Source organism: Bacillus sp. FSL L8-0167 (genome assembly GCF_038630295.1).
GTDB lineage: Bacteria > Bacillota > Bacilli > Bacillales > Bacillaceae > Bacillus > Bacillus safensis.
In genome coordinates, this window is sequence record NZ_CP152027.1 from 1,836,552 (window position 1) to 1,854,565 (window position 18,014).

At 40.2% G+C, this 18,014-nt stretch carries 20 protein-coding genes; 5 read left to right on the forward strand and 15 right to left on the reverse strand.

Going from position 1 to position 18,014, the window contains the following annotated elements:
- Positions 1-83 precede the first annotated feature (83 nt).
- Both MHB66_RS09395 and MHB66_RS09400 read right to left on the reverse strand, forming a co-directional pair.
- Positions 84-524: a hypothetical protein gene (locus MHB66_RS09395; RefSeq protein WP_046311314.1), complete on the reverse strand. Its 441-nt coding sequence runs from the start codon at positions 522-524 to the stop codon at positions 84-86.
- 89 nt (positions 525-613) lie between these two features.
- Positions 614-1,576: an HTH domain-containing protein gene (locus tag MHB66_RS09400; RefSeq protein WP_034283523.1), complete on the reverse strand. Its 963-nt coding sequence runs from the start codon at positions 1,574-1,576 to the stop codon at positions 614-616.
- Positions 1,577-1,684: 108 nt separating this feature from the next.
- Between MHB66_RS09400 and MHB66_RS09405 the strand changes: the two genes are divergently transcribed.
- Positions 1,685-2,164 carry a GyrI-like domain-containing protein gene (locus MHB66_RS09405; RefSeq protein WP_046311316.1) on the forward strand — a complete coding sequence of 160 codons (480 nt, stop codon included), beginning with the start codon at positions 1,685-1,687 and terminating at the stop codon, positions 2,162-2,164.
- Positions 2,165-2,185: 21 nt separating this feature from the next.
- Complete coding sequence (locus MHB66_RS09410) at positions 2,186-2,650, forward strand: hypothetical protein (protein ID WP_034283526.1); 465 nt, start codon at positions 2,186-2,188, stop codon at positions 2,648-2,650.
- A gap of 253 nt (positions 2,651-2,903) precedes the next feature.
- Here MHB66_RS09410 and MHB66_RS09415 read toward each other — a convergent pair whose 3' ends face one another.
- From MHB66_RS09415 to MHB66_RS09435, 5 genes are all read right to left on the reverse strand, one after another.
- Positions 2,904-3,323 carry a hypothetical protein gene (locus MHB66_RS09415; protein ID WP_046311318.1) on the reverse strand — a complete coding sequence of 140 codons (420 nt, stop codon included), beginning with the start codon at positions 3,321-3,323 and terminating at the stop codon, positions 2,904-2,906.
- Between the two features lie 131 nt (positions 3,324-3,454).
- Positions 3,455-3,817 carry a hypothetical protein gene (locus MHB66_RS09420; RefSeq protein WP_034283531.1) on the reverse strand — a complete coding sequence of 121 codons (363 nt, stop codon included), beginning with the start codon at positions 3,815-3,817 and terminating at the stop codon, positions 3,455-3,457.
- Between the two features lie 143 nt (positions 3,818-3,960).
- Positions 3,961-4,320, reverse strand: a complete 360-nt coding sequence (gene cdiI / locus MHB66_RS09425; protein WP_235362245.1) for a ribonuclease toxin immunity protein CdiI — start codon at positions 4,318-4,320, stop codon at positions 3,961-3,963.
- Between the two features lie 19 nt (positions 4,321-4,339).
- Positions 4,340-6,010, reverse strand: a complete 1,671-nt coding sequence (locus MHB66_RS09430; protein WP_268748711.1) for a T7SS effector LXG polymorphic toxin — start codon at positions 6,008-6,010, stop codon at positions 4,340-4,342.
- A 317-nt stretch (positions 6,011-6,327) separates the two neighbouring features.
- Positions 6,328-6,747, reverse strand: coding sequence for a MarR family transcriptional regulator (locus MHB66_RS09435; RefSeq protein WP_046312274.1), 420 nt, complete (start codon positions 6,745-6,747; stop codon positions 6,328-6,330).
- A gap of 170 nt (positions 6,748-6,917) precedes the next feature.
- Here MHB66_RS09435 and MHB66_RS09440 point away from each other — a divergent pair, with 170 nt between their 5' ends.
- Positions 6,918-8,438 carry an MDR family MFS transporter gene (locus tag MHB66_RS09440; protein WP_041117607.1) on the forward strand — a complete coding sequence of 507 codons (1,521 nt, stop codon included), beginning with the start codon at positions 6,918-6,920 and terminating at the stop codon, positions 8,436-8,438.
- A gap of 38 nt (positions 8,439-8,476) precedes the next feature.
- Here MHB66_RS09440 and MHB66_RS09445 read toward each other — a convergent pair whose 3' ends face one another.
- From MHB66_RS09445 to MHB66_RS09465, 5 genes are all read right to left on the reverse strand, one after another.
- Positions 8,477-9,346 carry a class II fructose-bisphosphate aldolase gene (locus MHB66_RS09445; protein ID WP_041117609.1) on the reverse strand — a complete coding sequence of 290 codons (870 nt, stop codon included), beginning with the start codon at positions 9,344-9,346 and terminating at the stop codon, positions 8,477-8,479.
- A gap of 2 nt (positions 9,347-9,348) precedes the next feature.
- The gene (locus MHB66_RS09450; protein ID WP_046311326.1) at positions 9,349-9,807 is read right to left on the reverse strand and encodes a fructose PTS transporter subunit IIA; all 459 of its coding nucleotides are present in this window, start codon (positions 9,805-9,807) and stop codon (positions 9,349-9,351) included.
- A gap of 15 nt (positions 9,808-9,822) precedes the next feature.
- Positions 9,823-11,238, reverse strand: a complete 1,416-nt coding sequence (locus MHB66_RS09455) for a PTS fructose transporter subunit IIBC (RefSeq protein ID WP_046311327.1) — start codon at positions 11,236-11,238, stop codon at positions 9,823-9,825.
- A gap of 13 nt (positions 11,239-11,251) precedes the next feature.
- Positions 11,252-12,166: a 1-phosphofructokinase gene (gene pfkB / locus MHB66_RS09460; protein ID WP_024427779.1), complete on the reverse strand. Its 915-nt coding sequence runs from the start codon at positions 12,164-12,166 to the stop codon at positions 11,252-11,254.
- 130 nt (positions 12,167-12,296) lie between these two features.
- Complete coding sequence (locus tag MHB66_RS09465) at positions 12,297-13,073, reverse strand: MurR/RpiR family transcriptional regulator (protein ID WP_034284000.1); 777 nt, start codon at positions 13,071-13,073, stop codon at positions 12,297-12,299.
- A gap of 159 nt (positions 13,074-13,232) precedes the next feature.
- Here MHB66_RS09465 and MHB66_RS09470 point away from each other — a divergent pair, with 159 nt between their 5' ends.
- Positions 13,233-14,639, forward strand: a complete 1,407-nt coding sequence (locus MHB66_RS09470; RefSeq protein ID WP_046311330.1) for a phospholipase D family protein — start codon at positions 13,233-13,235, stop codon at positions 14,637-14,639.
- An 8-nt stretch (positions 14,640-14,647) separates the two neighbouring features.
- Here the strand turns inward: MHB66_RS09470 and MHB66_RS09475 are convergent, their stop codons facing one another.
- The 3 genes from MHB66_RS09475 to MHB66_RS09485 are packed head-to-tail and all read right to left on the reverse strand — an operon-like array spanning position 14,648 to position 16,274.
- Complete coding sequence (locus MHB66_RS09475; RefSeq protein ID WP_034284003.1) at positions 14,648-15,133, reverse strand: DMT family transporter; 486 nt, start codon at positions 15,131-15,133, stop codon at positions 14,648-14,650.
- A 21-nt stretch (positions 15,134-15,154) separates the two neighbouring features.
- Positions 15,155-15,835, reverse strand: a complete 681-nt coding sequence (locus MHB66_RS09480; protein ID WP_041117620.1) for a cyclic nucleotide-binding domain-containing protein — start codon at positions 15,833-15,835, stop codon at positions 15,155-15,157.
- A 13-nt stretch (positions 15,836-15,848) separates the two neighbouring features.
- A complete protein-coding gene (locus MHB66_RS09485; RefSeq protein WP_046312276.1) occupies positions 15,849-16,274 on the reverse strand; it encodes a DMT family transporter in 426 nt (141 codons plus the stop codon).
- Between the two features lie 212 nt (positions 16,275-16,486).
- Here MHB66_RS09485 and MHB66_RS09490 point away from each other — a divergent pair, with 212 nt between their 5' ends.
- Positions 16,487-17,914: an aldehyde dehydrogenase family protein gene (locus MHB66_RS09490; protein WP_342490549.1), complete on the forward strand. Its 1,428-nt coding sequence runs from the start codon at positions 16,487-16,489 to the stop codon at positions 17,912-17,914.
- Positions 17,915-18,014: the final 100 nt, after the last annotated feature.

An 18,014-nucleotide genomic window follows, 5' to 3' on the forward strand; every position in this document is an offset into this window, starting at 1 on the left:
AAAAAACCTTGATTGGTATAAAGCCATTCAAGGTTTTTTCACTTCTTATCATTTTTTATTTTTCCTATACGTGACGATCAAAATTATTTGTTGTTTAAACTAAATCCGAAATCCAAATAGTTTTCAAATGAAAGACAGATACACCAATCCCCTTCTAATGATATAAAGTAGTGATGCTGTGGGATATCTAAAAAATAGACTAGTAACTCTTTTAAATGTTTTAATTCAAACTGGTACCCAAACTCTGTAAGGTTATCCCCTATGTAAATTACTTGTAAGTCATTAGCTAAATATTTTTCTTTTAATTCAGTTATAAATAGAAGAGCATCAGAAAGTAACGATTCATTATTTGAGCTCTTACTATGGTGTTTATTGGTTTGTAACCAATTTATTTTTGAAACAGCAAAAACAAATTTTTGTTCTATTAAATCTAAATAAATTTCTGGATTTTCATGTACTTTGACATATTTAAGTAGGTCTTTTAATTCCAAATCCTTTATTAGATCTTCATCATAAGAATTCAATAAAATGAACCCCTTTATCTAAATGTATTTATTTAACTACCTTCTTGTCAAAATTCATAGGAATCGCTGTGAGGTCTAACCAGCATTGATTATGGACAATATAGGAGGAGTCTCTCTTGTAAACCTTCCAAGATTTCTACAGGCATTTCCCTGACCTTGATATCATCGCCTAGGAAAAATAGCCAATTTGTTATTTCGGTTATTTCTTCTGAATGATTAACATCGATAAAAGTCTTTAAAATGGCTGTAGTTTGGTAAGGATTCGTATAAGAAATTGACATTTTGAAAGGATGGTATTTTTTGAACTGTGCAATTGCCTTTGGACCAAGTTCAAGGACAAGGTTGATTACTTCCTCCTGTTTACTTAGTTTTTCTAAAATCTTTTTCCTGCTTAATCTATTTTTTGTAGAGCATGGTTCTACATCTGTGAGGTTGTCGACAGGCAAAATCCGTTTCTTCTCTTCCTTTAAATCAAAGCCTTCAATCAGCCAAAGGCTTTTTTCACGATAAAGATTCAAGAGGTAAATAGGATAGGACTTTATCACGTTCTCCTCTCTCATGGTAATCAGTAAATATCGATCCAAAATAAGCAGTTGGATTAATTTTTCTAACATGGGATGAGGGAGATCTGTCAAATCAAGCAGATCAGGATTATTTGGATTAGTCCCTTCAAATAGCAAGAGGCGATTTAACAGAACAAGGTCATCTTGCTGGGTTTCTGAGATGAGTCCTAGTAATTTTTCAGCTAAAGACTGGCGACTCTTTAAATAAGGGAGTTGTTGGTTTCTTGTGGCCATAAAGGCAATAAAAAGAGCTTTAATCTCATTATCGGTAAAACGAACAGTTGGCAGGACGGAATTGTTCATCACAAAATACCCCCCGTCCCTTCCGACTTCTGCGACAAGCGGCATCCCCATAGCTTCAATTTCTCTGATGTCTCTAATTGCTGTCGAACGAGAGATATTAAATTCTCTCATGATTTCAGAAATTGTAAAGTTGGCGCGGTTGTTGATATACCGCATGATGGTATTAATCCGTTCAACTTTTTTCATCTGGCCCCCCTAAACAGTATCATTTTTTGACATGGTTTAAGCCTATTATATATTTATCAAGTGAAAAGAAAAAACATTTGATCAATTTTTCAAAAGGATGTGTAGAATATGACAGATTATATACTAGAACAAAAAGACAGCTTTCACGTGTTAGGTATTGGAACTGAACTTAAGAGTCATTACACAGACTATGCGGGCATAACGAAGGAAAAAGCAGACTTTTGGCAAGCAGTCAACCAAGAAGGTAAGCTTGACACCTTAAAAGCCATTGCCTCAAATGACTATATTTTTATCGTAAACGAAGCTATAAATAACAAGCTGATGCATTATGTCGGGGTCATGACAGAGGAATCGTTACCAGAAGCGGACAGAGTGATTCAATTTCCTAAAGGGGAATATCTAATCGTTAAAGGGGAAGCTAAAACCGCTGATGACTTGCATCAAACGCTTACTGGTATTGCATTTGGTCAAGTCTTGCCTGAAGCAAAGAATTTCGCCTATGTTGGTGGACCAAATGCAGTGGTAGAGATGGGGCAGCGTAACGGCTTATTACTTGGTGAGATGTGGATTCCTGTTGTACGAAAATAAGAAGGATATGGAGGGATAGAAATGGCCTATATCGTTGATTTTAAAAATGTGTCTACGATTGGTTTAGAGTCTTCACCTGTAGCAGACGCACTTGCTGGCTTACGAGCGAATGAGGCTCGTTACTTTATGAACAAATATAAGCATGAATTGACAGTATTACCTGCCAGCGAAAGTCAGGAGACCCTTGATTATGTGAACCGAGTGTTAAAAGAAGAACGTGAACTAGAGTTTGCAGCCAAACCTTTAGAAACGGCAAGTTTTCAAGTAGAAAATATCAAATGGACCTACGTCTTTTATGAAGATGGTCTTGCAATTAACGTCCTGTATACAGTGGATGACCCGAAAAAACGTGCTGTTGGTTTTAAGCTTTCTGAAGGGATGGAAGTACCAAAGGAATTAGAAGGGAAATTTAAATTTGCTAGGCAGAAGTCTAAACTAGCTGGAACGATTCGTGGGTCATTTTTTAAAATTAAAGGGGAATATTGAACTCGAATTTGTGAATCTGATGAAACAAATAAATTAAAATTATTTCCCCCTTCTAAACAGAGCAGCATTCTCTATGCATTATTAGAGGATGTTTTTCTGTTTATTGTACCAACTTTATTTTCTTATGAAGAAGTTATACGATGAGGTCGATCCCCTTTTGGTCGTTTTTTTAATTTGAAGTCCAATAACACAAAAAGACTTGTAAGGCATTAAGCCAATCAAGTTTTTTTTGCGTAATCTCATTAAAAACGAACTAATTTGAATTCATCTTTGAAAGAAAGTCTTGAAAAATTACTTTTACTAGTGAATTCTCAGTAGTAGCCACTACATGATTTACACGTTCTAAAATTTGAGGATGCTTCAATATCAATTTCTTTCCTTCTTCAATTGGGAAACTTCTCAATGTATCAATACAAATCTCAAATAATTCTTTATCATTAGTATTCAACAAATCTATTAAAATATTTAACTCATATTCATTGCACTCATTATCCAGGCAATAAGCAATTTTACGCTGCCACTCTATTGGTTTATTAAGCACCTGATTTGATAGTTCTTCCCAGTCATTTAGGCTAAAATCAGAGAGTATCTCACTAGCCATCAAACACCCGTCATCATACCATGAATCTACTGTTGTATCAACAGATAAAAGATTATCTAATTCTCTAAACATATTGAATCCCCTAATTATGAAATTACTCTGAGGACACATTCGAGTACCTACAGCCCCAAAAATTGATCATAAACGAGTAAAACTGAAGAAACTAGCGATGTTAATTTGTTAGTAATTAAGTATCTACTATTTTATTTCCACCAGTTGGATGTAATTTCTTTCAAATGAAATTCTATAAAATCAATCACTTTGGTATAGTCATCCGAGCTGAATTCCTGAATAGGATTGTCCCAATCTGTATTTTTAACTATTAGAACAATATAGTTACCATCAGAAGATAAATCGGGATACCACCCTAAATCCAACGTTATTGATGATTTCTCATGATAAAGTTGTAATAAACTTTCAGTGAACATAAACCATCTATCATCTTCTGTTTCTAACTTTTTAGGGTCAATTTCCCTGAAATTATTATAACGTACAATCCAACCTTCAGTTATTCTTAAAGGATGAATGTTGAATACAGGGACTTCGAGTTTTATATTTCTTCTCATTATTCTCCAACTTATTCATAAATTTGATAGTAATTTAAGTCCTAATTTATTATTTAGCCTATAAATTATCAATTAGAATTGTCTTTAATCATTCTACTAATTTCAATACTTAGTTGCTCAACTATTTTCAGAGGTTGCTTCTGTCAATTGGCCAATCTATATTTTTCAAAAACCTTCCTTAACACCTCGCTAATAGTTTTCTTATCCTGAGGATACTCTGTAATGTACGTGTTACAGGCGTGCTCAAGATAATAGTAGAATGTCTGATAATCAACAATAACCTCATCATCATGAAGTGCAAATAGTACTCCATGAAAGGGCTCCTCGTCGGGTTCCAGATCATTTGGAAATGTGCAATCCACATCGTTAATTCCATAACCTACCCCCGTAGATAAATGCTGAACAATATTTACAAAGCTATCATCAGTAATGGCATTGAAAAAAGCCACCACAGGAAAGTGTTCATCTCTTAACATTTGAGTTTCTAAAATTTTTTTTAACATACTATCTGAATCCTCCTACCTATAATTCAGGATAAAACGAGGTCACTGCCCCATCCTTATCTGTATAACCTCTCCATTTTATACCTTGTCCATCATAACCTTCCCATTCTCTCCCTAAAACACCCTTTGAAGAAGCATTATTTACAGCTTCTTTTCCTCGTTTAATAAAATCTTCATCAGAAATTAACTTAGGATCATAAACAGTTTTATCAAATGGCTTTGCTTTCCATCCAATTTTTTGACCTGTTTTAGCATCTAAAGAAGGAACTTGGTAAGTTATTTTTTCCACTCCTGGCAAAGCATCATGCTTCTTAACATTTAATATATTTACATCATTTTTCATAAATTCATCTTTGTTATGCGCCCCACCAATTCCTCTTCTCCTTGGAACATTGGGATCAACTTTTCTTATATGATCTTCTAAGCTAGATGAGAACTTAACTTTTTCCCTACCCGTAATTCCCATCTTCCCCCGAAAGCCTTTCGCCCCAAACGGCAAAAGCATCCCCAGAGCCGCGTTCATACTCGCTTCCTGCTGTTCTTTCGAGATCTTATTTCCAAACATGTCTCGGCCTGTGATCGCTTCGCTGAAGCCGTTGGTGGCAGTGAGGCCATATAGTCCTTTTTGAGATGTTTTTAAGGCGTCAAAGGATTTTTGTGATGTCTTATAGATGTCAACTGCCCTGACTGCGGCTGATGTGGCTTGAGTCGTTTTATAGACGGCCTTTCCGCCTTTGAAAATGCGGCCTGCCCAGCCAACGATAGGGATGTAGCCGGCTGCAGCCATTCCTCCTGCAGCGACTCGCTGGCCTGCGGTGAGTTCCTCCCCTGTGATTGGATCGACGCCTGTTGCGGCACGTTTTGCATCGTTCACACCTGTTAGTTCATTGACAATATTTCCGCCATAATCCAGGGCTTTTTCATACCAAGGGCGGTTGGCGAGGGCTTCTTGTTCCTTTGCGATCTTGCGGGCTTCTTCTTGTTCTTTTTTGATTTTCAGATATTCAGAAGTTTGCTTCTCAATATCGCTTTTTGCCTTGTAAATTTCGCTATTTTGATACGCTTTCTTATCAAAATTCATAGGTGAAATCGCTTTTCCGTCATTTGTCGCATTCATCATTTCAGCATACAATGCCATTGTAGCTTGCTGCTCCGTCTCTGACAAAGCATATTCATCTTTTAAATTTTGATCAAGCTCTCTTAGTTCTTTGACCGTCTTTTTTCGTTCATCTTCCGCATCTTCTATTTTTTCATCAAAGGTTTGGCTATCAAATACCTCTAGGGAAATGAGGTCATCAATGTCTTGAAAAATCGTTTTGAGTGCCTTTTTTTGATCCTTCACAATGCTTTTGGCATTCTTGATGCCCATATGTACTGCGTTGTCTAAAAAGTGTTCTTCTACAAAGGTATCGCCGCCAAAGCTCGTATCATCCAGTGTCCCAGAAAGACCTTCATGAAAGGCTTTTTGCTTATCAATGAAGCTGATAAACATGTCTACATTTCCAGCGAGCTCTTTATAAAAGCTTTTAATGTTATCGGCACCTTTCCCAGTAAAATCATCACCGAGATTGGCCACACCTTGTAATGCCTTTTTTAAATCCACCATTTGTTCGCGGAGTTCCTGGTAGTGTTTTGCCCTTGTGTCCATGGCACTGGTTAGTGCTTTTGCATCAAGTATCTTCCCCAGCAGAATTCACTCCTTCCCATTCATTGACAAGGTCAATTTTACCAATAAAAATTTTGTCATTAAATAGGAATATTGATACAAAAAACAGTACTTATTATGTAAATGAACAATGTTTCAATAGAATACTTTAGCTCCACTTTTGTCAGTAATAATTATGATGCGATATTTAGAACATCTTTTAAATAAATATTTTTTTAAGCTACTTCATTATAAAATTGTTATAGAGCACTTCCATGGTAAGGAAGATGTCACTAGTCGAGGCAATCCCTACATGAATTAGGAATGCACTTAGAAAAAGCACACCCGCATCAGTGTACTTTTTACGATTTAGACTTCAGCAATTGCAGCTCTTGCTCCATGATATCTGCTGCTTCTGTTATAAATTGAATAATTAAATCTAATTCTTCTGCTTTGTATTCGTTTGTAAGCTGTTTAGTTGATGCTGATAAGGATTGGAAAAGTTCTTTCACTTGTGATTTTCCTGCTGTTAGTGGGACAATGATGACTCTTCGTTTGTCCTTTGGGTCCTTTTCTCTTTTGGCGTAGCCCGCTTTTTCAAGCCGGTCAATGAGAGCTGTGACTGCACCTGAGCTAAGGCCTGTTTTTTCACTTAATTCCCCCGCTGTGAGGGGGCCGAGTTCGTTTAAAAGATCGGCGGATTTGAGATCTGTTGGAAAAAGGCCGAGCGATTGAGCGGCCGCTTGGTGGAACAAGACGGTTCGTGTGGCGAGGCGCCTCATTGTATGGATGATCTGGGCTGCTCTGTCTTCAGCCTCGTTCTTTATTGACAACTTGTTCTCCTCCCTTTAAAATCAATTTATCTTGATCATCAAGATAAATGTTCTCTTACTTTATGGTTAAGTTGATCATAGCAAAAATAATGAGAGAACGTAAGCAGGAGGTAAATGAAATGAATCATGTGGATAAAGGCAAGGCATCCACTCGCTTTGTTGTCATCGGTTTGCTGTTAGGGATTTTTATGGCAGCGATGGACAATACCATTGTTGCAACAGCAATGGGAAGCATCGTAGCAGATTTAGGCAGTTTTGATAAATTTGCTTGGGTGACGGCTTCTTATATGGTGGCAGTGATGGCGGGAATGCCGATTTACGGAAAGCTTTCTGATATGTATGGTCGAAAGCGTTTTTTTCTGTTTGGACTTATTTTCTTTTTAATTGGATCAGCGCTGTGCGGTATCGCGCAAACGATGGATCAGCTCATTATTTACCGAGCCATTCAAGGGCTTGGGGGCGGTGCACTTCTTCCGATCGCATTTACGATTATCTTTGACATCTTCCCGCCTGAAAAGCGCGGAAAAATGTCTGGTATGTTTGGAGCAGTCTTTGGTTTATCAAGTGTACTCGGACCGCTTTTAGGTGCTATTATTACGGATTCGATCGGCTGGCATTGGGTTTTCTATATTAATGTGCCAATTGGTATTGTCAGTGTCTTCTTGATCGCCAGATACTATCAGGAATCGCTTGAACATCGTAAGCAGAAAATCGACTGGTCAGGTGCTATTACACTTGTCGTTGCGGTTGTCAGCTTAATGTTCGCGCTTGAGCTTGGCGGTAAATCTTATGCTTGGGATTCGGTGCAAATCCTCACACTTTTTGCTGTGTTTCTTGTGTTCGGTACGATCTTCTTTATTGTCGAGCGTAAAGCTGAGGAACCGATTATCTCATTTTGGATGTTTAAAAATCGATTATTTGCAACATCTCAAATTTTGGCGTTTTTATATGGCGGGACATTTATTATTCTTGCTGTCTTTATTCCTATTTTCGTGCAGGCTGTGTACGGTGAATCTGCGACAAGTGCAGGGTTCATTTTAACACCGATGATGATTGGATCAGTCATTGGCAGTATGATTGGCGGAACGATGCAGACGAAAGTGCCTTTCAGACGTCTTATGACTATTTCTGTCATTTCATTTTTCGCTGGGATGCTGCTGCTTGCCAATATGTCACCAGATACAGCAAGACTGTGGCTCACACTCTTTATGATGATATCAGGCTTTGGCGTCGGGTTCAGCTTCTCCCTTCTGCCGTCAGCTTCAATGAATGATCTTGAGCCGCGCTACCGAGGCAGTGCAAACTCGACCAATTCATTTATGAGATCACTTGGAATGACGCTCGGTGTAACGATTTTCGGGACGATTCAAACCAATGTGCTGACAAATCGTTTAGCTGATGCCTTTAGCGGAATGAAAGGAGCCCCTTCTCAAGTAGGCGATCCACAGGCTATTTTCCAAGAAGGTGCCCGCTCACAAATTCCGCCTGATATTTTAAATAAAGTCATCGATGCGATGTCACAAAGTATTACGTACGTATTTTTGCTTGCATTATTCCCTATTGCACTTGCGGCGATTACGGTCGTATTTATGGGAAATGCACGGGTACGCACATCTAATGAAATGAAGGAAAACGAATAAAGGGAAAAAGCAGAGCGATAGCAGCTCTGCTTTTTTTCTTATTGATATAACGGATGGGCTTTGCCCTCACTGCCAACGATTCGTATTTTCGACTGGACCATGTCTTTCGCTGCTTGTTTTGCTTTTTGTAAATACATACGTGGATCTAAGCTTTCAGGTTCGTTTGAGAAATGATCACGTATTGCTTCGGAATACGCATTTTTCAGTTCAGTTGAGACATTCACCTTTGCCATACCAAGTGCAACGCATCGCTTGACATCCTCATCTGGTACAGCGGAACCACCGTGCAGGACAAGTGGTACATCGACCAGCGCTGCAATTTCTTCAATGCGGGCAAAGTCAATATCCGGCACCCCTTTATAAATGCCATGGGCAGTACCAATCGCAGGCGCTAAAGTAGGCACCCCAGTTTCTTCTACAAATTGGCGGCATTCTGATGGAACGGCTTTTTCAGCATCCTTTTCGTCGACGACGATATCATCTTCTACGCCGCCTACCTTGCCTAGCTCTGCTTCGACATTTACACCGACTTTTAAGGCAAGATCTACGACTTCTTTTGTGCGGCGTACATTTTCTTCATATGAGTGCATAGATGCATCGATCATAACGGATGTATATCCAGCTCTGATACAGGTGAGAATCACATCAAAGTCTGTGCAGTGATCCAGGTGAAGACCGATTGGGATTTGATATTGATCAGCCGCCGCCTTCACTGTATCTGCAATCGCTTTTGCTCCAAGAGATTGAACCGTTCCAACCGTTGTTTGCAAAATCACAGGTGACTTTAATTCTGCAGCAGTTTCGAGCACCCAATAGATACTGTCAAAGGAGTGTACATTGAATGCCACAATTCCGTATTTTTCTTTTTTCGCAGCCTCAAGCATTGGTGTTGTTGAAAGTAAAGGCATGATCAAACATCCTCTCTAGTTAAAATATCCGTTTCTAATACAGCAAGCATGTCTTCATTTGTTCTTGTTTCCAGCAGTTTTTGTCGTTTCGCTTCATCCATTAAGCCTCGTGAAAGGGCAGAAAGAGCCTTTAAATGAGTGGTCCCTGCTTCATTTTTTGGGATCAGTAAGGATAAGAAGAAAAAGCAAGGCTTCCCATCAAAAGCGTCCCATTCAATTCCTGTTTCCGTGCGGACGATCACAAGTGCTGGTTTCGTGATGGCGTCTGTTTGTGTATGCGGAATGGCAAATCCATCTTGAAATCCGGTTGTACTAAGTGCTTCTCTTTCCGCTAAGCCTTTTTTGACATCCTCTGGTGAGGTGCAAACACCTGCTTTGTAGGCAATGTCAGCAATGGCTGCGAACACGCCAGCCTGTGAAGAAGCTGTTTCGTGAAGATTCATATAGATATGTTCCATCATTTCTCCTCCTCCGTTTTAAACTGCGGGGTTGTCTATTTTTTTACGGTAAAGTCCGTAGAGAATCGCACCTACGAGTGAGCCGATTAGTATGGAAAGCACCCATTGGAATGCACCTGTGACGACCGGAAGAACAAGGAATCCACCATGCGGAGCTGGAACCTGTACGCCAAACAAATATGTCAATATAGCAGAGATGGCAGAGCCAAACATGATAATTGGCAGGACAACGACCGGGTTTTTGGCCGCAAATGGGATGGCTCCTTCTGTAATATGTGTCGCTCCTAGAATATAGTTGATTGCCCCTGCATTTCGTTCTTGTGGCGTGAAATGTTTTCGGAAAATCGTTGTGGCAATCGCAATGATAAGCGGCGGTGTGATACATGCTGCTGACACACCTGCCATGAAGTAAAGGTTACCTTCTGCAAGTAAAGCCGTTCCTGTGACATAGGCTGCTTTGTTAAAAGGTCCTCCCATATCAAATCCACACATCGCTCCAACAATTAAACCTAAAAGCAGTGGATTCGTGGATTGTACAGATGAGAGAAAATCCATTAGGGAATTATTTAGCCCTGTGATTGGGACTAACAACGGGGTCATGACAGCCCCAATTAAGAAAATACCGATGACAGGATAGATGAAGATTGATTTTAATCCATCAAGTGATGCTGGTAATTTTTGAAGCAAGAATTGAAGCAATAAAATGATATATCCTGCTGCAAAACCTGCGATAATACCGCCTAAGAATCCAGCACCTCCATCATTTGCAAGGAGACCCCCTATAAATCCGACGACCATCCCCGGGCGTCTAGCGATCGAATCAGCGATAAATGCTGCTAAAATTGGTACCATTAAGCTGAAGCCAAGTCCGCCAATGCTTTTCAAATAGGCAGCAAATGGATGATACGTTTCGTGCTTAGGATCAGCAGAGTAGATACCAAATAAGAAAGAAAGGGCAATTAAGACACCGCCTCCAACAACAAATGGGAGCATGTGTGATACACCGTTCATTAAGTGCTTATAGATCGTGTGTATCCATTTATTTGCCGACTTTTGTTGAGCTGATGTAGGAGCAGATGTTTTTTCTGTTCCAGAAGCTCTTCCTTTCACTTGATGAACGGGGGCATCTCCATTGATAATGCCTTGGATCAGTTCATTTGGCGTGCGGATACCCTTCGCTACAGGCACTTCAATCAGTGGTTTGCCGTGAAAACGATCTGTATGCACATCTTTATCGGCTGCCACGATGACCCCATCTGCTTCCATAATGTCTTGATCAGTTAAAGCGTTTTCAATTCCTACTTGACCATGCGTTTCGACTTTAATGTCGACCCCTAGCTGCTCAGCAGCGATTTTTAAAGCTTCAGCTGCCATAAATGTGTGTGCAATACCTGTTGGACAGCCGGTTGCAGCGACAATTTTTTTACGGCTCATGTGTAATTCCCCCTTATATCTTCTGAATGTGTACTTGCTCAATCAATGAATCAATATCATGTAAATCACTTAAGCCTTTTGAAAACGCAGTGGATGCTCCCGTTGCAATGCCGTAGCGTAAGCATTCTTCAGGCGAATGTCCTTCAAGATGTTTACTAAGAAAAGCTGCGAGCATTGCATCTCCAGAACAAGCTGTGTTTACGACAGTGCCTGTTGGTGCGTTTCCTTTAAACACTGCGTCCTTCGTAATGAATAAAGCCCCTTCTCCCCCGCGGGAAATAAGCACTTGCTCTGCACCCATCTCAATGAGTTTCTCTCCTGATTGAATGAGTTCTTTTTCTGACAAAGGATGTGTTTTACCGAAAAAAGCAGCAATTTCTTCTTCATTCGGTTTTAGTAAATACGGCTTGTATTGAAGTGTTTCAAGAACTGCTGCTGAGCTTGTGTCTAAAATGAACTTGACCTTCTGTTGATGGCAAATAGCTGCTACTTCTGAAAAAATGCTGGCAGGAACGCCTTTTGGCAGACTGCCTGACATGATGAGGATGCCTCCCTGCGGGATAGCCGCAATTTTCTCACGAAAGGCGTGAAGCGCTTTTTCTTCAATTGCAGGGCCCTGATTCACGAGCTTGTATTCTTCTGTCGTATTGATAAAAACATTAATTCGTGTGATTCCTTCAACCGAGATAAAATCGGTCTGAATGGAGAGATCCTTTAAAGATTGTTCAATATAAGAGCCTGAAAACCCAGCGATAAATCCTAATGCAGTGCTGGTGAAGCCATATTTCTTTAGCATAATTGACACGTTCACGCCTTTTCCATTCGGCTGATAATCTTCATCTTCCGTCCGGTTGACTGCATTTGCCCGCATTTCTTTTAATGCAATATATAGGTCAATAGCAGGATTTAAGGTGCATGTATAAATCAATTGGTTTCACCTTCTTTCTTTTCTCTAAAGAAAGTATCTCATACGATTCAGTGAAAATGTTTTCAGAATGTGTAAAGGTTTTCATGAGAAAAAACCTTCCAGATCAAAGTCTCGAAGGCTTTCTTATTGGTTATTTCATTCGGATCACATAAGCGTCAAGTAAAATGCGGGCAATGACATGAAGAGACAGGCGGGATCTCACTTCATAATCTGGGAAGAAAGATTGTTCCCCTTTATATCCGACTAGTGTCATATCTGATATTTTGCTTAATGTAGAATCTATTCTTGTCGTAAGCGTAATAGTTGTGACTTGCTTCATGCTGAGGTTTTGACATGCTTCAACAAGCTCAGCTGTTTCGCCATTTAATGAAACAAAGATGGCAAGCTCACTTTTATCAATGTCTCGCGATTTCAGCCGAATGATATTCGGATCGTCGTGTACTTCACATGTTTTCCCGATGAGCTGTAATTTGATGGTCATCTCTTTGGCGATCATCTCTGAGAAGCCCCTGCCGAAAATATAAATTTTGTCTGCATTATGTATTTTTTGAACGGCATCTTCAATTTGTCCAATACTTTGCAGCTGTATCGTTTTTAAAACCTCTTCTTCATTTTTCCGAATTGCTAGTTTGATGTCTTCATCAATATTTTTGAGCTGGTCGCTTGCATCTGTCATTTTCTTTTCTTGTTTCAATCGATATTTAAAGGATGTATAGCCGTTATAGCCAATTTTTTTCATCAGCCTGACTATCGTGGCCGTTGAAACATTGGCTCTTTCGCTTAAAGTGACAATGGATAAGGTGGAGATATCCTCTAAATGCTGGTGAATATAATTGAGTAAATATCGTTCTGTTTCACTTAACGTTTGATATACATCACTTGGGATGTTAAATAATGATTCATTCAATTCGATTCCCCCTTATTCATTTCATACTATAATTAAATGCCCAATAAAAACAAGATGATTCTTTTGTCATGTATTTAAATAAAAGGCGAAAATGAGTGAAATTTTATTTTTGACATAAACTAAGGAAAAGTTGTGTCTATGTGAAAGGAGCTGATCCGTATGCTTCATCTTTTGTTTTTTCTGATCCTTCTCTATGTCGTTTATGTCTTTTTGACCGCATTTGTTTTGTTTTATTTACCGATCCAAAAAACATGCAAAGAACATTGTATCTATAAAGCCTCTTCGATCTCAGGAGACGATCAGGGCACAAATCAAGTGATGCTTCTTGACGATGGATTTGAGTCTGGTCAGGCCAGAATCCAAATGATTCGTGAGGCAAAGAGGATGATCCGCCTAAGTTATTATTCCATTCAAAAAGGAAAAACAGCCGAATGGGTACTAGGTGCTTTAATTGAAGCTGCTGATCGAGGGGTGAAAGTTCAGCTGCTTTTAGACGGCATCTGCCACAGTTTGCGTGGACCGCTGAAGCATTTACGATATGCCGTGGCAAATCACCCGAACATGGCCATTCGTTTTTATGAGCCCTTTAGGTTATTTAAGCCATGGACGTGGCATAACCGCCTTCATGATAAGCTGCTGCTGGCAGATGGCCGAGTGGCTGTGATGGGCGGAAGAAATATCGGTGATAAATACTTTGCAGATCAGCCCCCGAAAGATTTTGCATTTGACCGCGATGTGCTGCTTTATAACGACAAAAAAGGAAAAGTATTAGATGAAATGGAGCAATATTTCGTTTATTTATGGAATCATGACTTTACGAAAAGAACAAAAGCTGTGTTCTCCAAACAAAAAGCAAAGAAAGGCTTAAAACTAAGAAAGAAACTGCTTAGATCCTATCAGGAGGCAGTGCATGCGAAAGAACCTTTTGTGATGTCGTCCTTTAATTGGGCAGCAGATGGCACCTCAGTAAAGCAGATTGCATTTTTTACAAATCCTGTGGAGCGCTTCAATAAGCGTCCTCTTGTGCTCAAAAAACTAAACGATCTAGCCCACCGGGCAAAGCGTTCTGTGCTCATACAGACGCCTTATGTCATCCCAACACGACCCATGAAAGACGGCCTCACTCCCTTAGACAGCGGAATCCAAACGACAGTTGTTACGAATTCTCTTACAGCGACGCCAAATCCGTTAGCTTTTGCAGGTTACTTAAGCACGAAAAAGGAACTGATGAAAACAGGCGTTCATTTGTACGAATATGAAGGCCCGTATTCCATTCATGCGAAATCAATGGTCATTGATGATTATTTAAGTATTATTGGCACATATAATTTAGATGCGAGGTCTAGTTTTTTAAATACAGAGTCAATTTTGGTCATTGATAGTGCCCCTTTTGCGCTATCACTTACTCAGGCAATAGAAGGTAAAATTGCCTATAGTATACTTGTCGCGAAGGACAAAGCAGCCTATAAAGCGCAGTCCTATGGGCAGAAAAAAAAGCCTTTGATGAAAAGGCTCCTTTTAAATGGTTTATCCGCGATCACTGTTCTATGGCGGCGGTTGATCTAAAGGGCAGCTTACTCTTGTGGCAGCCCTTTTTCTTCTGATTGATCCTCTTCTGCTGACTCCAATTTGGTCAATTTAAACACTAGGATCCCCGCAACAATTACAATGACACCTAATAGTTTTGCGGGAGAAAATTCCACTTTCTCTAACCCAAGCCAGCCAAGCGAATCGAACAAAAGCGCAGAACCGAGCTGTGAAATCAGGACAATCGAGATTCCATAAGTCGGACCAAGACGTTTGATACTTTGAACGAGGCAGATGACCACCCCTACTCCAATGGCTCCGCTCATCCAGTACCACGCTTCCATATGTCTTAATTGAAACATGCCGGTTCCTTCTAGCAAAAGACCCATCAAAAGTGAAGCAATAAAGCCCATACCTAGAACGAGAGTGGTCGTTGACCAAGAGCCTGTCTGCTCATTGACCTTACTGTTAAAAATGGTTTGTAAGCTGACGAGTGCGCCAGCCGTGATGGCTAATCCTATTCCTATAATCATGTCTGAATCCCTTCATTTCTTCTATTCATAAATGTTTCGCTCCGCTATTTCTAAGAGTCCTTCCCGGTCAAGAATCGTAATCTTCCCTCTTCGCCTCTCTATCAGCCCTTTTTCACAAAATTGCTGAATCACCCGGTTAATATGACGGTAGCTTGTACCAATTAAGCTCGCCGCATCAGTAAGACGAAGTGCGCTCGCGCTGTTATCCCCTGTTAACACAGACAATAAGTAGCTTGCAAGCCTGACCTCTACAGGATATAAAAGGTGGAAACTCAAATCGTTTGATTTCGTATAAAATTTGTTTGTGATGCCCTTTAGTAAAAAGGTTAAAACGCGGGGGTCATCCTTCGCATGGCGCATGAGCGCTTGATGAGAAATCCTTAGCATATGTACTTCTGTGACAGCCTCCACTGTATTGACCATATCAGTCTGCTGAACGTATTCAATATCTCCAATCGCTTCAAGAGGATGTTTAAAACAAAGAATAAAGGTCTTCCCTTCTTTTGTGGTGGTGAAAATCTTTAATTTTCCTTTTACTAACAAGTACAAGTGCTCCCTCTGATCTCCCTTTGAACAAATCAGCTCACCTTGCTCATAGCGCCATAAGCTGACGTGTGATATGAGTTTCTGATGAAAGACGGTTTCTAATTCATGTGCCTTGAGATAAGAGGAAAATAGAGATTCATCATGAAGCTCCTCCATCTGACGCCCTCCTTTATAGCTTTAAAATGATGACGCCTGCGATCATCAATAGAATTCCTGCATAATGCGGCCATTTCATTCTCTTCTTCTGTACACCAAACCATCCTTTTGCATCGATTGCAAAGGTAAATGCAAGCTGTGCAATGAGTAAAGCAGCGATGGTCAGTGTGACACCGATCATTTGAATTGCAGTGACTTCATTGAAAATAATAATGGCTGCAAATGCACCGCCTACTATATAAAGCGGCTGCACCTTTCGATATTCCCTGAAGTGTCCGTCACGTACGATCAGTAAAATGATCAGTGCAATAATAAAACCGGTCAGCTGCGTGATGGTTGCCGCCTGCCATGTCCCGATATCCTGGCTGATTCTTGCGTTTGCTACGCCTTGCAGTGTAATACAAGCGCCTCCTAATAAAGCGAAAATAACACCTTTCATTCGTTCAAATGCTCCTTCTTTTTTCAGTCTAGTTCCATTAAATGATAGATGCCCTGATGTTGAAAAGGACATATGTCCCACTTTGCGTATTATATCAGAAACTTTTTCTTTTGCAGTTTCATCGTTTTAGATTTTTCACAGTGGGTACAGTTTTATATCACCTGAAAACAGAATATTGAATGGAATCACATATAAAAAGGAGACATGTCAGAATGAGAAATCAAGAGAAACATTTTATTAACGGAGAATGGATCGCATCAACAGGAAACGAAACGACGGAAGTCATCAATCCTGCTACAGAGGAAGTCATTGGCACCATTAGTTTAGGAACAAAAGAAGATTTAGATAAGGCAGTCAAAGCTGCTCGTGCCGCCTTTCCTTCTTTCTCAAAAACATCTCGAAATGAACGCGTAAAGATGCTGGAAAACATTGTGCGCGGCTACGAAAAGCGTAAGGATGAACTGATAGAAGTCATGACACAAGAGCTTGGTGCACCGCTGAAAGTATCAGAAGAGGTTCATTACAAAATGGGATATGAACATTTTTCTAAAGCAGCGGAAGCACTTAAATCGTATACATTTACTGAGGACCGCGGCGGACACACCATTATAAAAGAAGCGATTGGTGTCAGCGGATTGATTACACCTTGGAATTTCCCAACGAATCAAACATCACTTAAAATCGCGGGTGCCATTGCAGCAGGCTCGCCAGTTGTCTTAAAGCCTGCGGAAATTACACCTTTTGCCGCAATGATTCTTGCAGACATCATTGATGAAGCAGGCGTACCAAAAGGCGTCTTCAACCTAGTAAACGGAACTGGTGACGTCATTGGTGACGGCATTAGCTCACATCCTGATATTGATTTTGTTTCATTTACGGGATCGGGTGCTGTCGGCTCTAAAATAATGGAAAATGCTGCAGACAATATTAAGAAAGTGGCTCTTGAGCTTGGCGGGAAATCCCCTCTTATCGTCTTAGATGATGCAGATGTGGATGAGGCAGGCGAAACAGCCGTTCATCATATTGCGATGAATACAGGTCAAGTATGTTCCGCAGCTACACGTGTGCTGATTCCTGAATCAATGAAAGACGCATTTGAAAAAGCGCTGCTGAATGCTCTGCCTAAGTTTACAGTTGGTGATCCGAGAGAAGATCACGCCACTGGCCCGCTTGTGTCCAAAAAGCAATGGGATACCGTGCAGTCTTATATTGAAAAAGGAATTGAAGAAGGTGCTAATCTGCTTGCTGGGGGAACTGGTAAGCCGGACGGACTAGACAAAGGATATTTCGCCAAGCATACTATTTTCACAAATGTGAAAAATGATATGACCATTGCGCAAGAGGAAATATTCGGACCCGTCATGAGTGTGATCACATATAAGGACCTTGATCATGCCCTTGAGATTGTCAATGATACAGTGTATGGCCTTGCTGGCTATGTGGTTGGAAAAGATGAAAAAACATTAAAATATGTAGCTGAACATATTCGTGCCGGTCAAATTACCATCAACAATGCCGAAACAGATTACTTTGCCCCGTTTGGCGGCTTTAAGCAATCTGGTATTGGAAGAGAATGGGGAGACTTCGGAATCGAGGAATATTTAGAAGTGAAAGCTGTAATGGGACTTCCAACAGCATAATTTGAGAAAGGAGAAAAACCTTAGGGTTTTTCTCCTTTTTCTTGATAGAAAGAATCTGCCCCTGCTCCCCTACTTATCCATCATGATGTGATATTTTTTG

What these genes read in the sequence shown, in the direction of transcription:
- MHB66_RS09400 (WP_034283523.1), bottom strand. Translation starts at nt 1,576, where the DNA reads ATGAAAAAAGTTGAACGGATTAATACCATCATGCGGTATATCAACAAC.
- MHB66_RS09405 (WP_046311316.1), top strand. Translation starts at nt 1,685, where the DNA reads ATGACAGATTATATACTAGAACAAAAAGACAGCTTTCACGTGTTAGGT.
- MHB66_RS09410 (WP_034283526.1), top strand. Translation starts at nt 2,186, where the DNA reads ATGGCCTATATCGTTGATTTTAAAAATGTGTCTACGATTGGTTTAGAG.
- MHB66_RS09415 (WP_046311318.1), bottom strand. Translation starts at nt 3,323, where the DNA reads ATGTTTAGAGAATTAGATAATCTTTTATCTGTTGATACAACAGTAGAT.
- MHB66_RS09420 (WP_034283531.1), bottom strand. Translation starts at nt 3,817, where the DNA reads ATGAGAAGAAATATAAAACTCGAAGTCCCTGTATTCAACATTCATCCT.
- cdiI (WP_235362245.1), bottom strand. Translation starts at nt 4,320, where the DNA reads ATGTTAAAAAAAATTTTAGAAACTCAAATGTTAAGAGATGAACACTTT.
- MHB66_RS09435 (WP_046312274.1), bottom strand. Translation starts at nt 6,747, where the DNA reads ATGAGGCGCCTCGCCACACGAACCGTCTTGTTCCACCAAGCGGCCGCT.
- MHB66_RS09440 (WP_041117607.1), top strand. Translation starts at nt 6,918, where the DNA reads ATGAATCATGTGGATAAAGGCAAGGCATCCACTCGCTTTGTTGTCATC.
- MHB66_RS09445 (WP_041117609.1), bottom strand. Translation starts at nt 9,346, where the DNA reads ATGCCTTTACTTTCAACAACACCAATGCTTGAGGCTGCGAAAAAAGAA.
- MHB66_RS09450 (WP_046311326.1), bottom strand. Translation starts at nt 9,807, where the DNA reads ATGATGGAACATATCTATATGAATCTTCACGAAACAGCTTCTTCACAG.
- MHB66_RS09455 (WP_046311327.1), bottom strand. Translation starts at nt 11,238, where the DNA reads ATGAGCCGTAAAAAAATTGTCGCTGCAACCGGCTGTCCAACAGGTATT.
- MHB66_RS09470 (WP_046311330.1), top strand. Translation starts at nt 13,233, where the DNA reads ATGCTTCATCTTTTGTTTTTTCTGATCCTTCTCTATGTCGTTTATGTC.
- MHB66_RS09475 (WP_034284003.1), bottom strand. Translation starts at nt 15,133, where the DNA reads ATGATTATAGGAATAGGATTAGCCATCACGGCTGGCGCACTCGTCAGC.
- MHB66_RS09480 (WP_041117620.1), bottom strand. Translation starts at nt 15,835, where the DNA reads ATGGAGGAGCTTCATGATGAATCTCTATTTTCCTCTTATCTCAAGGCA.
- MHB66_RS09485 (WP_046312276.1), bottom strand. Translation starts at nt 16,274, where the DNA reads ATGAAAGGTGTTATTTTCGCTTTATTAGGAGGCGCTTGTATTACACTG.
- MHB66_RS09490 (WP_342490549.1), top strand. Translation starts at nt 16,487, where the DNA reads ATGAGAAATCAAGAGAAACATTTTATTAACGGAGAATGGATCGCATCA.